Source organism: Bradyrhizobium zhengyangense (assembly GCF_022012555.1).
Lineage (GTDB): Bacteria > Pseudomonadota > Alphaproteobacteria > Rhizobiales > Xanthobacteraceae > Bradyrhizobium > Bradyrhizobium zhengyangense.
This window is the reverse complement of record NZ_JAKLTZ010000005.1, coordinates 1-12,941: the sequence shown is the minus strand read 5'-3', so window position 1 is coordinate 12,941 and position 12,941 is coordinate 1. Positions and strand designations below refer to the sequence as shown.

Annotated in this window: 10 protein-coding genes; 5 read left to right on the top strand and 5 right to left on the bottom strand. The window is 64.4% G+C overall.

Going from position 1 to position 12,941, the window contains the following annotated elements:
- Window positions 1-44: 44 nt before the first annotated feature.
- From nadA to nadC, 3 genes are all read left to right on the top strand, one after another.
- Complete coding sequence (gene nadA / locus L6639_RS20155; protein WP_237863380.1) at window positions 45-1,145, top strand: quinolinate synthase NadA; 1,101 nt, start codon at window positions 45-47, stop codon at window positions 1,143-1,145.
- A gap of 169 nt (window positions 1,146-1,314) precedes the next feature.
- Window positions 1,315-2,919 carry an L-aspartate oxidase gene (locus L6639_RS20150; RefSeq protein ID WP_237863379.1) on the top strand — a complete coding sequence of 535 codons (1,605 nt, stop codon included), beginning with the start codon at window positions 1,315-1,317 and terminating at the stop codon, window positions 2,917-2,919.
- An 11-nt stretch (window positions 2,920-2,930) separates the two neighbouring features.
- Window positions 2,931-3,809 carry a carboxylating nicotinate-nucleotide diphosphorylase gene (nadC, locus tag L6639_RS20145; protein ID WP_237863378.1) on the top strand — a complete coding sequence of 293 codons (879 nt, stop codon included), beginning with the start codon at window positions 2,931-2,933 and terminating at the stop codon, window positions 3,807-3,809.
- 9 nt (window positions 3,810-3,818) lie between these two features.
- Here the strand turns inward: nadC and L6639_RS20140 are convergent, their stop codons facing one another.
- A complete protein-coding gene (locus tag L6639_RS20140) occupies window positions 3,819-5,279 on the bottom strand; it encodes a cell wall hydrolase (protein WP_237863377.1) in 1,461 nt (486 codons plus the stop codon).
- 214 nt (window positions 5,280-5,493) lie between these two features.
- Here L6639_RS20140 and L6639_RS20135 point away from each other — a divergent pair, with 214 nt between their 5' ends.
- Entirely contained in the window at window positions 5,494-5,655 is a 162-nt protein-coding gene (locus L6639_RS20135; protein ID WP_237863376.1) for a hypothetical protein, read from the top strand.
- A gap of 78 nt (window positions 5,656-5,733) precedes the next feature.
- On the opposite strand, the gene ppdK is transcribed toward L6639_RS20135, so the two are convergent.
- Both ppdK and L6639_RS20125 read right to left on the bottom strand, forming a co-directional pair.
- The gene (gene ppdK / locus L6639_RS20130) at window positions 5,734-8,661 is read right to left on the bottom strand and encodes a pyruvate, phosphate dikinase (protein WP_237863375.1); all 2,928 of its coding nucleotides are present in this window, start codon (window positions 8,659-8,661) and stop codon (window positions 5,734-5,736) included.
- Between the two features lie 95 nt (window positions 8,662-8,756).
- Window positions 8,757-8,912 (bottom strand): DUF3096 domain-containing protein, encoded by a 156-nt coding sequence (locus L6639_RS20125; RefSeq protein ID WP_128953280.1) that lies wholly within the window; start codon window positions 8,910-8,912, stop codon window positions 8,757-8,759.
- Window positions 8,913-9,135: 223 nt separating this feature from the next.
- On the opposite strand from L6639_RS20125, the gene L6639_RS20120 reads away from it, so the two are divergent.
- Entirely contained in the window at window positions 9,136-9,489 is a 354-nt protein-coding gene (locus tag L6639_RS20120; RefSeq protein WP_237863374.1) for a DUF1236 domain-containing protein, read from the top strand.
- Between the two features lie 250 nt (window positions 9,490-9,739).
- Here L6639_RS20120 and glyS read toward each other — a convergent pair whose 3' ends face one another.
- Together glyS and L6639_RS20110 are read right to left on the bottom strand one after the other, a co-directional pair.
- A complete protein-coding gene (glyS, locus tag L6639_RS20115; protein ID WP_237863373.1) occupies window positions 9,740-11,848 on the bottom strand; it encodes a glycine--tRNA ligase subunit beta in 2,109 nt (702 codons plus the stop codon).
- On the bottom strand, window positions 11,848-12,795 hold the full coding sequence (locus tag L6639_RS20110; RefSeq protein ID WP_237863372.1) for a glycine--tRNA ligase subunit alpha: 948 nt from the start codon (window positions 12,793-12,795) through the stop codon (window positions 11,848-11,850). Before L6639_RS20110 ends, glyS begins: the two co-directional genes overlap by 1 nt.
- Between the last annotated feature and the right edge of the window lie 146 nt (window positions 12,796-12,941).

The window sequence follows — 12,941 nt, the reverse complement described above, 5'->3', positions numbered from 1 at the left end:
TATATACTCAAATAGAGCATAATTGACCTGCACGGGAGGCTTCGATGCCGATTGCTGAAATTTACGGCCCTGATGATTTCGCCGACCGGCCGAAGGGCCAAGCCACCCCCACTCCGGTCGCGCCGGCACGATCAGGGACGCTGCCGCGCCCTTTGCTGGAATGGACCGGCGAGGTGGAACGCGCGACCGCGCCGATCTACGAGCGCGTCAAACATGTGATCCCGGCGATCGAGTGGCCGCTGATGGCGCCGACGATTCACGCGATCAACCAGCTCAAGCGCGAGCGCAACGCGGTGATCCTCGCGCACAATTACCAGGCGCCGGAGATCTTTCGCGGCGTTGCCGACATCGGCGGCGACTCGCTCCAGCTCGCCGTCGAGGCCACCAAGGTGAAGGCCGACATCATCGTCCAGTGCGGCGTGCACTTCATGGCGGAGACGTCGAAGCTGCTTAATCCGGACAAGACGGTGCTAATCCCTGATACACGCGCCGGCTGCTCGCTCGCCGCCAGCATCACCGGCGCAGACGTCCGGCTGCTCCGCGAGAAGTTTCCCGGCGTGCCTGTCGTTGCCTATGTCAATACGTCGGCGGAAGTGAAGGCGGAGGTCGACATCTGCTGCACCTCGTCAAACGCGGTGCAGGTGGTCGAGAGCCTGAACGCACCGCGCGTGATCTTCCTGCCCGACCGCTATCTCGCAACTTACGTGGCCTCGAAGACCGACGTGAAGATCATCGCCTGGAAGGGCGCGTGCGAGGTGCATGAGCGCTTCACCGGCGAGGAGCTGCGCGCCTTCCGCGATGCCGACCCCTCCGTGCAGATCATCGCGCATCCCGAATGTCCGCCTGATGTGCTGGCGGAAGCCGACTTCACCGGCTCGACCGCGCACATGATCAATTGGGTGCGCGAACGGCGGCCGAAGCGCCTCGTGATGATCACGGAATGCTCGATGGCCGACAATGTCCGCGCCGAGCTGCCTGATGTCGAGATGCTGCGCCCCTGCAATCTCTGCCCGCACATGAAGCGCATCACGCTGGCCAACATCCTGGAGAGCCTGCTGACGCTTGGCGAGGAAGTGACGATCGATCCCGCGCTTGCAGGACGCGCGCGGCGTTCGGTCGAGCGGATGATCAATTTGAAGAACTGACAACACATTCGGTGTCGTCCCGGACAGGCGAAGCGCAGATCCGGGACCCAAAACCACAGGAAGATGTGGTTGCGAAGAACGACGTTGCAGAGCTTCGCCAGACAACTTCCGCCGCGGCGTATGGGTCCCAGCTTTCGCTGGGACGACAGTTGAGTGAAAGGAAAGAGCCATGACAAACATCCACAACCTCACCCGCTCCACCGACGATGTCGTGATCGTCGGCGGCGGCCTCGCCGGATTGTTCTGCGCACTGAAACTCGCGCCGCGGCCGGTGACGCTGATCTCGGCGGCGCCGCTCGGACAGGGCGCCTCATCCGCGTGGGCGCAAGGCGGCATCGCGGCTGCCGTCGCCGATGGCGACAGTCCCGAGGCACATGCCGCGGATACGATTGCGGTCGGCGGCGGCATCGTCGATGAAGCGATCGCGCTCGGTATCGCGCGCGAGGCCGGCCCGCGGATTCACGATCTGCTCGCCTATGGCGTGCCGTTCGACCGCGATCTCGAAGGCCGGCTTGCAGTGGGGCGGGAAGCCGCGCATTCGGCGCGGCGGATCGTGCACGTCCGCGGCGATGGCGCGGGCGCAGCCATCATCGCGGCACTGAGCGAGGCTGTACGCCGCACGCCGTCGATCCGCCTGATCGAAGGTTTTGTCGCCGAAGCGCTGCTCACCGACGATGGCGCCGTCACCGGCCTTCAATTGCGCGAGGCCGGCAATTTTGCGGCAAGGCCCGTGATGATCGCCTCGCGCGCAGTCGTGCTCGCGACCGGCGGCATCGGCCATCTCTATGCCGTCACCACCAATCCGGCTGAGGCCCAGGGATCTGGCCTCGCGATCGCCGCTCGCGCCGGCGCTGTGATCGCCGATCCGGAATTCGTGCAATTCCACCCGACCGCCATCATGGTCGGGCGTGATCCGGCGCCGCTTGCGACCGAGGCGCTGCGCGGCGAAGGCGCGACCTTGATCAACAGCGAGGGTGAGCGCTTCATGGCGGCGCAACATCCCCTCGCCGAACTCGGGCCGCGCGACATCGTGGCCCGCGGCGTGTTCGCCGAGATCGCGGCGGGCCGCGGCGCCTTCCTCGATGCGCGGCAGGCACTGGGCGCCCATTTCGCTGAAAGATTCCCGACAGTGCATGCAAGCTGCATTGCCGGCGGCATCGATCCAGCGATTCAAGTCATCCCGATCGCGCCGGCGGTGCACTATCACATGGGCGGCATCGCGGTCGACGCGCGCGGCCGCAGCTCGATCGACGGGCTCTGGGCCAGCGGCGAAGTCTCGTCAACGGGCATGCATGGCGCCAACCGGCTTGCGTCAAATTCGCTGCTGGAGGCGGTGGTCTACGCCGCGCGCATCGCCGACGACATCGCCGGCCAGGCGATCCCCTCACCTGCCGGGCTCCCCGAAACACTGGTGACGCCACGCGGCAGCGCGCCGGATGCAAGCGCCGCGAAGCGGCTGCGCGCGATGATGAGCACAAATGTCGGCGTGATCCGCGAGCACTACGGGCTCGCAGAAGCCGTACGCAGTTTTGGTGCACTGGAACGCTCAGCAACAAGCACCGCGGTCCGCCACATGGCAACGGCGGCCTTGCTCGTTGCTTCCGCGGCCTGGAGCCGGCGCGAGAGCCGTGGCGCGCATTTCCGCTCTGACCATCCCGAGGAGGCGCCTGCGCTGGCGCAGAGAACGATGACGACGCTCGCTCAAGCACGCGAGATCGCGGACGGGCTCAGCGCGCATTCACTTCCACGCATCGCTCAATCCATGATCGCCTGACGGAGTTTGTCATGATCACCCCCACCTCCCTGCTCTATCCCGACGCCTTCCTCTCTCCACTCGCCATCGATGATGCCGTGCATCGCGCACTCGACGAGGATCTCGGCCGCGCCGGCGACATCACCTCGCTCGCAACGATCCCCGAAGCGACCAAGGCGCAAGCCGTCCTGATCGCACGCCAGTCCGGTGTCATCGCCGGCCTGCCGCTGGCGCTGGCGACGCTGCAAAAGCTATCGACCGACATCGAGGTCCACGCGCATGTCCGCGACGCCGCGCGCATCGCCCGCGGGCAACAGGTGTTGACGATCTCCGGTCCGGCCCGTGCGATCCTCACCGCGGAACGGACTGCACTGAACTTCGTCGGCCGTCTCTCCGGTGTCGCGACACTCACGGCCGACTATGTCGCGCGTACCGAAGGCACGAAAATGCGCATCTGCTGCACGCGAAAGACCACGCCCGGATTGCGGGCGCTGGAGAAATACGCGGTGCGTTGCGGCGGCGGCTTCAACCACCGTTTCGGCCTCGACGATGCCATCCTGATCAAGGACAACCACATCGCAGTCGCCGGCGGCATCCGTCCCGTGCTGGAGCGCGCTCGGGCCCATGCCGGCCATCTCGTCAAGATCGAGATCGAGGTGGATACGCTGGCGCAGCTCCGCGAGGTGCTCGACACTGGGCTGGCCGAGGCCGTGCTGCTCGACAACATGGACGTCGCGACGCTGCGCGAGGCTGTCAGGATGACGGAAGGCCGCGTGAAGCTGGAAGCCTCCGGCGGCGTCACGCCGGACTCGATTGCGGCGATCGCGACCACCGGCGTCGATTACGCCTCCTCGGGCGCGCTGACGCATTCGGCGCCGAATCTCGACTGCGCGTTGGATATCGAGATGTGAGACGCGCTTTTAGCGCCGCTCCGTCACGCCCATCTCGGCTGAGCTCTTCGCCTCCTGGACGAGCTCGGCCGAGAGCGCGGCGGTCTGCGCCGGCGTGCCCCAGCTCGGCTCCTCGCTGCCGTCGCCCCAATTGCGCGGCCGGTAGAAAGTGTGCACGCCTGTCTTGTACATCTTCTTCATCTCGGCGACCCAGGACGGACGCACCCAATAGGCGTGGTAATGCGTCGACTTGCCCACTTCAGGCAGCCAGATCTGGCCGTCGAGCATGGCCTTCGAAATCTTCTTGGCGCGCTCCCACATCTCGGGCTCGCGGATCACGTCGGGATTGTTGTCGCAGGCAAAGGTGAACTGGCAGGCGAAGTGGCGGTACTTGTTCTGATAGACCACGCCGCACACCGTATCAGGATACTTGCCTGAAAATACGCGGTTCATCACAACTTGCGCGACCGCGATCTGGCCGCGCACGGCCTCCCCGCGGGATTCGAAATAGACGGCTTCTGCAAGACACTTTTCCGACTTCGCGCGTGATTTCTCGTCGAGGGCCAGCCGCTCGGCCGGAGATTTTGCGCGCTGGTTGTCGGCGTTGACCTCACCCTTCGGCGCGACGCTCTCGCCGCTCTCGGTGGCGCTCGCGGCGTCCTCGTTCGCCGGCGACAGCGAGGCCAGCTTCATATCAGGGTCGGGCATCACGATCAGCGGCTCGGCGCCGGGCTGCCAGCTCTCGATGCTCTCGAGGTTACCGCCCAGTGAAGAGCTGCCGAAGAACAGGTTCGAGGTCTTGATGCTGAAGGGATCGCGCGGCGGAGCTTCGACCGTCGCCTGCTTCAGCGTGTTGAGTGGCTGTGCTGCAAACGACAGGGCGTTGTCGTCTGCCCTCGGCGCATTTGTATATTGAGCCAACGGCGGCGCACGCATCGCCTCCTGCAACTCGGGATCGAGCGCCGCCGCGGACTCCGGCGACATCGCTTGCGGCTGTACGGCGGGCAGCACGGCAGTTTTCGCGCCGAACACGGAGCTGTTCGAGGTCGCGGCATTTTCCTGCGCGGGCGTCGCGGCTGGAGCTGCCGGCTCAGGCACAGGCGCGGGCGTCACGGTGGCGAGCCGATCGCCCTTCAGCGCACGGTCAACCCTGGGAAAGTCGGAGGCCTGGTAGCGCGCAGGCGCTTGCAGCACCGGGTTGCGCGAAATGGAACCGGTGACATCGCGGCCATCGAGACTGGCGAGACGCACCATCGCGCTCTGCGGCGCGGATGTGCCGATGGGGCGCGAGAAGCTGTAAGTGGCAAGCTGAATGGACGAGGCCGCAGAGAACACCTGCTTCTGCCAGCGCTCGGCAACGCCGGGCTGACGCGCCAGCAGCGAGCCTATGTCCTGATATCCGATCTCTCTCGGCATCAATGCGAAGATGCAGAGACCGAGTCCGAAGGATGCGAACCGCGCACCCTTCGGATGGTTACGCAACACTGACATCGATACGCTCACGCTACGCTTACGCCCGTTCTGATCGAACTCAGTACATCCGTGCAATTCGATCTTTATCGTGAGTATCTAATTTAGGTTGCCGGGGCGTTAATCCGCGTTGCGCGCAAGGCACACTCAAGCAATGTCAGGTGTTTCCACGGGGCGATGCTGCGCATTGGTAAACGTCGCGTCGCGAGAAGCGGTAAACAATCGGTCAATGCGAATGGTGAAGGAACTCTTTCTGATGATTCTTGCGCGCACGTATCATTACGGGACGCGTGATGAACTCGCGCTGCCGCAACACACTCGTCATTGCGAGCGCAGCGAAGCAATCCAGCGTCTTTCCGCGGAGGGATTCTGGATTGCTTCGCTGCGCTCGCAATGACGTGGAGAGAGCATGGGCTCAAATGAAAGAGGCGGAGCCGAAGCCCCGCCTCTTCGCATTCAACCACTCAACTCGTCCTTACGCCTGGCTCGCAACCGCCTTGCCGAGCGCGGCCTGCGCGGCGGCGAGGCGCGCGATCGGCACGCGGTAGGGCGAGCACGATACGTAGTCGAGGCCGACATTGTGGCAGAAGGCAACGGAGGCCGGATCGCCACCGTGCTCGCCGCAAATGCCCATCTTGAGCTTCGGGCGCGCCTTGCGGCCGCGCGCTACGCCGATCTTGACCAGTTCGCCGACGCCTTGCTGGTCGAGCGAGATGAAGGGATCGATCGAGAGGATGCCCTTGGTCACGTAGGGACCGAGGAAGCTCGCGGCGTCGTCGCGGCTGATGCCGTAGGTCGTCTGCGTCAGGTCGTTGGTGCCGAACGAGAAGAACTCGGCGCTCTCGGCGATCTCTTCCGCGAGCAGGCAGGCGCGCGGCAGCTCGATCATGGTGCCGACCTGATAGGCGATCTTGGTGTTGGTCTCGCGCATCACCGACTTCGCGGTGGCGTCGATGCGGCCCTTGACCAGGTCGAGCTCGGCCTTGGTCGCGATCAGCGGCACCATCACCTCGAGGCCGACGGCCTTGCCGGTGCGCTTCTCGGCCTCGACCGCGGCCTCGAAGATGGCGCGTGCCTGCATCTCGGCGATCTCGGGATAGGCGATCGCGATACGGCAGCCGCGGAAGCCGAGCATCGGATTGAACTCCGACAACTCGCGCGCGCGGTCAGCCAGGCGCCGCGGATCGGTGTTCATGGCGCGCGCCACTTCCTCGACCTCGGCATGGGTGTGCGGCAGGAACTCGTGCAGCGGCGGATCGAGCAAGCGGATCGTGACGGGCAGGCCCTTCATGATCTCGAACAGCTCGACGAAATCGGCGCGCTGCATCGGCAAGAGTTTTGCCAGCGCGGCACGGCGCGACTGCTCGTCCTCGGAGAGGATCATCTCGCGCACGGTGCGGATGCGGGTCTCCTCGAAGAACATGTGCTCGGTGCGGCAGAGGCCGATGCCTTCCGCGCCGAACTTGATCGCGGTGCGGGCATCGTCAGGCGTGTCGCCGTTGACGCGAACACCGATCTTGCGGACCTGGTCGGCCCAATTCATCAGCGTGCCGAACTCGCCAGACAGTTCCGGCTCGATCATCGGCATGCGGCCGGCCAGCACCTGGCCGAGCGAACCGTCGATGGTGATGACGTCGCCGGCCTTGAAGGTGCGCGAGCCGATGCTCATGGTGCCGCGGCCGTAATCAACGCGGATGGTGCCGCAGCCGGAGACGCAGGGCTTGCCCATGCCGCGCGCGACGACCGCCGCGTGCGAGGTCATGCCGCCGCGGGTGGTCAGGATGCCTTCGGCGGCGTGCATGCCGTGGATGTCTTCGGGGCTGGTCTCGATGCGGACCAGAATCACCTTGCGTCCGTCGCCCTGGAGCTTGGCCGCTTCGTCCGACGAGAACACGATCTCGCCGGAGGCAGCACCCGGGGATGCCGGCAGGCCGGTCGCGATCACGTCGCGCTTGGCGTTGGGATCGATGGTCGGATGCAGGAGCTGGTCGAGCGAAGCGGGATCGATCCGCATCACCGCTTCCTTCTTGGTGATCAGGCCCTCATTGGCGAGTTCGACCGCGATGCGCAGCGCGGCCTTCGCGGTGCGCTTGCCGCCGCGGGTCTGCAGCATCCACAGCTTGCCCTGCTCGACCGTGAACTCCATGTCCTGCATGTCACGGTAGTGCTTCTCGAGCAGCGTGTAGATCCGCGTCAGCTCCTTGAAGGCCTCAGGCATCGCCGCTTCCATCGATGCCTTGTCGGAGCCGGACTCCTTGCGCGCTTCCTCGGTGATGTCCTGCGGCGTGCGGATGCCCGCCACCACGTCCTCGCCCTGCGCGTTGATCAGGAACTCGCCGTAGAGCTTGCTCTCGCCGGTCGAGGGGTTGCGGGTGAAGGCAACGCCGGTTGCCGAGGTCTCGCCCATATTGCCGAACACCATGGCCTGCACGTTGACCGCGGTGCCCCAGGATTCCGGAATGTCGTGCAGCTTGCGGTAGGTCACCGCGCGCGCATTCATCCAGGACGAAAACACCGCGCCGACCGCGCCCCAGAGCTGGTCATGCGGATCCTGCGGGAAATCCTTGCCCGTCTCGCGCGCGACCGCGTCCTTGTACTTGCCGACCAGGTCGACCCAGTCCTCGGCGGTGAGGTCGGTGTCGAGCGTATAGCCCTGGCTGTCCTTGAAGGTGTCGAGGATTTCCTCGAAGTGATGATGCTCGAAGCCGAGCACCACGTCGGAATACATGGTGATGAAGCGGCGGTAGCTGTCATAGGCGAAACGGCGGTCGCCGGAGAGCTCGGACAGCGCTTCCACCGTCTGGTCGTTGAGGCCGAGATTGAGCACGGTGTCCATCATGCCCGGCATCGAGGCGCGCGCGCCTGAACGTACGGACACCAGCAGCGGGTTCTTGGTGTCGCCAAACACCTTGCCGGTCAACTTACCGATATAGTCGAGCGCCTTCTCAACCTGCGACTGCAGCTCCTTCGGATAGGATTTGTCGTGGGCGTAGAAATAGGTGCAGACCGAGGTCGGGATGGTGAAGCCCGGAGGCACCGGCAGGCCGAGATTGGCCATCTCGGCGAGATTGGCGCCCTTGCCGCCGAGCAGGTCGCGCATCTCCGTCCGGCCCTCGGCCTTGCCGTCGCCGAAGGTGAAGACCCACTTGTTGGCCGGGATCTTTGCCGGCGCGCTCTTGGCTGGAGCAGCCTTGGCAGCGACCTTCGGTGCAGCCGCCTTGGTCGCAGCCTTAGCGGCCGGCTTGGCCGCAGCCTTCGCGGCAACCTTGGCGACCGGCTTTGGGGCGCTCTTCACAGAGCTGCTCTTGGGGAGCGCCTTGCGGGCGGCCGGCGCGGCTTTCGCCTTGGCGGAAGGCTTTGATTTCGCTGGGAGTTTCTTAGGCTTCGAGGCGGCTTTGGCCATAGCTTGCACACAACCTTCGAGAGGAATGGGAAATCGCGCGCCTTACACCACTTTGGGCAGGCCTGCGCAAGTCGAACAGTTCCGAAAAGTGAAGCCTAGAGATGGAGCCACTTCAACAAACCGAGCCCGATCGCACCATTGAGGATGAGAAAGATCGCCACGATGAAGTTGAGCAGGCGCGGCATGATCAGGATGAGAACGCCCGCAAGCAGCGACAGGAGCGGCGAGATGTGGGCGACGGTGAGGTGCATGAACTATCTTTCCGTGGGATGAGGCGAATCGCGGCGGGATCATAGCGGACCGGGTTTCGCCCGTAGAGACGCACAAGGACTGATCCCGGTTCCAGGCTTCGCGAAAACTGCCCGAAATTGCCGCGTATGCGGCAAGGCTTTTTCCGGAACATCACGCGCGGCGCAGCATTGGCAACCGGTCGCGCCACTGGCGCGGGCTGAAATCGATTCGAAGGAGTTGCCCATGCGGAACAGGATTCTCGCCCTCGCAGCGCTTGGCATCGCGCTCAGCGCGCCGATCGCGGCGCAGGCGCAAACCGGGATCACAGTGGGACGCGCGCCCGTTGTCGTTGACAGCGGCCCAACGATTGCGGTCGAGCAGCGGCCGGCTTTCCGGGACTATGTCGTCGAGCAACGTGTGCCGGCATTCAGCATTCCCGATCGCGTCGTGGTCGGTGCCACCTTACCTGAAACCGGCATCACTTATTATGACGTGCCGCAACGTTTCGGTGCGACGACGTATCGCTACACGGTCGTGAACGGCGAGACGGTGCTGGTCGAGCCGCGCTCGCGGCGCATCGTCGAGGTGATGAACTAGCGCTTCCAGAAATCAACTAGATGTCCGTCGCGTCACATCAATCAGGCTGGCGCGAGCAGTGTAATCGGACATCAGGCCCCGCCCGGTCTTCCCCCCGCCGGGTGGGGCATTTTTTCTCTCGTCATTCCGGGGCGCGCGGAGCGCGAACCCGGAATCCATCATGCAGCGCATGACGAGGAGAAATGGATTCCGGGCTCGCGCCAAGTGGCGCGCCCCGGAATGACAGTAGTTCCTATCGCCCGACCGCGCCTCAATCCTGGATCTTCGAGAAATCCGCCACTCCGCGCGTGGCGCTGCGGATCTCGTTCAGCAGTTTCAAACGATTCTCGCGCACCTTGGCATCGTCGTCGTTGACGCGCACCTTGTCGAAGAACGCATCGACCGGCGGACGCAACTTTGCCATCGCGCTCATCGCGGCGGCGAAGTCTTCCTTGGCGACGGCGGCACTTGCTTCCGCCCTCACCTCGCCGATCGCCTTGGCCAGCGCCTTTTCCTCATCGAGGCCGTAGAGCGCGGCATCCGGCGCACCGTCGAACGTGCGCTTGTCCTTCTTCTCCTCGATCGAGAGGATGTTGCTGGCACGCTTGGTGCCAGCGAGCAGATTCTTGCCGTCGTCGGACTCCAGGAACTTGCCGAGTGCATCGACGCGGCGGACGATTGAAAGCAGCCCAGCCTCGTTTCCGCCAAGCTCAAGCACAGCGGCGACGAGATCATGCCGAGCGCCTTGTTCTCTCAGTTGAACCGTCAATCGATCTTCCAGGAAGTCCTGGAAGGAATCGCCGATGTTTCCCTTCTCAGTATCAGAGACGTCGGGCCGAACGGTGTGGATATGCGAGTCGAGGAGACCTCTTGGATGCAAGTCGATCTCGTTCTCTAACGCGATTCTAATCACACCCAGCGCCGCACGACGCAGTGCATACGGATCCTTGCTGCCCGTCGGCTTCTCGTCGATCGCCCAGAACCCAACGAGCGTATCTATCTTGTCCGCGAGCGCCACCGCAACGCTGACCGGATCGGTCGGCACGCGGTCGGCAGGCCCCTGCGGCTTGTAGTGCTCCTCGCAGGCAGCCGCGACCGAGGCGTCCTCACCCTGGGCCAGCGCGTAGTACTTGCCCATCAGGCCCTGCACCTCAGGGAATTCGCCGACGACTTCGGTCAGCAGATCCGCCTTGGCGAGATGCGCGGCACGCGTCGCCTTGACGACATCGGCGCCGACCAGCGGCGCGATCTCGGCGGCGAGACGCTCGATCCGCTTGATGCGTGCGGCCTGCGTGCCGAGCTTCTCGTGGAACACGATCTGCTCGAACTTCGGCAGACGATCCTCGAGCTTGGTCTTCAGGTCGGTCTCGTAAAAGAACTTCGCATCCGACAGCCGCGCGCGGATCACGCGCTCGTTGCCTGACACGATGACCTTGCCGCCGTCGGTGGCCTCGATATTCGCCGTGAGGACGAACTTGTTGGTCAGCCTCCCGGTCTTGGGATCCCTGACCACGAAGCATTTCTGGTTGTTACGGATGGTGGCGCGGATCACCTCGTCGGGAGTCTTCAAGAACTCCTGCTCGAACGAGCCCATCAGCACGACCGGCCATTCGACGAGGCCCGAGACCTCGTCGAGCAGGTTTTGGTCCTCGACGAGCTCGAACCCTTGCGCGAAGGCAAGCTGCTTGGCATCGGTGAGGATCGCGTCCTTACGCCGCTCAGCGTCGAGCACGACCTTCGCGTCCAGGAGCTTGGCTTCGTAGTCCTCGAAGCGGCGGACGGAAATAGCCGACGGCGCGAGGAAGCGATGGCCGTAGGTGGTCTGGCCGGCCTCGATGCCGTCGACGGAAAACTTCACGACATCGGGCTCTTCGGTCTCGAGGCCGAAGGTCGCGGTGATCGCGTGCAGCGGACGCACCCAGCTCAGCGCGCCCGGCTTGGCCGAGCGCGCGCCCCAGCGCATCGATTTCGGCCAGGGGAAGGTGCGGATCATCACGGGCAGGATTTCCGCGAGCACGTCGATGGCGTCGCGGCCGGGCTTCTCGATCAATCCGATGTAGAAATCACCCTTCGGGTCGCGCTGGATCTTGGCCTCATCCAGTGACTTCAAGCCTGTGGCCTTCAGAAAGCCCTGCACGGCCGCATCGGGGGCGCCGACTTTGGGCCCGCGGCGTTCGGTTTTCAGGTCAGGCTGACGCGCGGGGATGCCATGCACGGTGAGCGCAAGACGGCGCGGCGTCGCGAAGGCTTTCGCGCCTTCGTAGACCAGGCCCTCGGCGACGAGCTTGTCGGTGACCAGGCGGCGCAGATCATCGGCCGCCTTGGCCTGCATGCGCGCGGGAATTTCTTCGGAAAACAGTTCAAGCAAGAGATCTGGCATCAGGCCGCTCCACCGGCTTCGGTGTGCACCCAGGCTTCGCCGCAGGCTTTCGCCAACTCGCGAACCCGGAAGATGTAGCTCTGTCGCTCCGTCACCGAAATCACGCCGCGCGCATCGAGCAGGTTGAAGACATGGCTCGCCTTGATGCACTGGTCATAGGCGGGGAGCGCCATCAGATGGGCCTCGCGCTTGCCGGATTCCGAGTTTTTCTGCCAGCCAGCCTCGAGGTATTTCTTGCAGGCCGCTTCGGCCATCTTGAACTGCTCGAACAGCATCGCCGTATCGGCATATTCGAAATTGTGCCGCGAATATTCCTGCTCGGCCTGGAAGAACACATCGCGGTAGCTGACCTTCTCTGCGCCTTCGCGGCCGTTGAAGTTCAGGTCCATGATGCGATCGACGCCCTGCAGATAACAGGCGAGGCGTTCGAGGCCGTAGGTGAGCTCACCCGCAACCGGTGCGCATTCGACGCCGGCGACCTGCTGGAAATAGGTGAACTGGCTGACTTCCATGCCGTCGCACCAGCACTCCCAGCCAAGGCCCCAGGCGCCCAGCGTCGGGCTCTCCCAATCGTCCTCGACGAAGCGGATGTCGTGGACGGCGGAGTCGATGCCGATCGCGGCGAGCGACTTCAGGTACAGCTCCTGGAGGTTCGGCGGCGACGGCTTGAGGATGACCTGGAACTGGTAATAGTGCTGGAGCCGGTTCGGGTTTTCGCCGTAGCGGCCGTCCTTGGGCCGACGCGAGGGCTGCACATAGGCGGCATTCCACGGCCGCGGTCCGAGCGCACGCAAGGTCGTCCCAGGATGGAAGGTGCCGGCGCCGACTTCCATGTCGTAGGGCTGCAGGATCACGCAGCCGTAATCCGCCCAGTAGCGCTGCAGGGCCAGGATCAGGCCCTGGAACGAGCGGTCCGGGCGCATATGGGCGGGCAATGAGGCGTCCATCGTCAGATCAGGCTCTCGCGGGGGTTTTGAATCGCGCGGGACCGTATCGACGGCGGCCATGGGAATCAAGGCAAAGGGGGGTAAACAACCTCGTTCCGGGGCGATGCAAAGCATCGAACCCGGAATCTCGAGATTCCGGGTTCGAT

Excerpts from the sequence above, each read along its gene's own strand:
- nadA (WP_237863380.1), top strand. The coding sequence starts at position 45 with ATGCCGATTGCTGAAATTTACGGCCCTGATGATTTCGCCGACCGGCCG.
- L6639_RS20150 (WP_237863379.1), top strand. The coding sequence starts at position 1,315 with ATGACAAACATCCACAACCTCACCCGCTCCACCGACGATGTCGTGATC.
- nadC (WP_237863378.1), top strand. The coding sequence starts at position 2,931 with ATGATCACCCCCACCTCCCTGCTCTATCCCGACGCCTTCCTCTCTCCA.
- L6639_RS20140 (WP_237863377.1), bottom strand. The coding sequence starts at position 5,279 with ATGTCAGTGTTGCGTAACCATCCGAAGGGTGCGCGGTTCGCATCCTTC.
- L6639_RS20135 (WP_237863376.1), top strand. The coding sequence starts at position 5,494 with ATGGTGAAGGAACTCTTTCTGATGATTCTTGCGCGCACGTATCATTAC.
- ppdK (WP_237863375.1), bottom strand. The coding sequence starts at position 8,661 with ATGGCCAAAGCCGCCTCGAAGCCTAAGAAACTCCCAGCGAAATCAAAG.
- L6639_RS20125 (WP_128953280.1), bottom strand. The coding sequence starts at position 8,912 with ATGCACCTCACCGTCGCCCACATCTCGCCGCTCCTGTCGCTGCTTGCG.
- L6639_RS20120 (WP_237863374.1), top strand. The coding sequence starts at position 9,136 with ATGCGGAACAGGATTCTCGCCCTCGCAGCGCTTGGCATCGCGCTCAGC.
- glyS (WP_237863373.1), bottom strand. The coding sequence starts at position 11,848 with ATGCCAGATCTCTTGCTTGAACTGTTTTCCGAAGAAATTCCCGCGCGC.
- L6639_RS20110 (WP_237863372.1), bottom strand. The coding sequence starts at position 12,795 with ATGGACGCCTCATTGCCCGCCCATATGCGCCCGGACCGCTCGTTCCAG.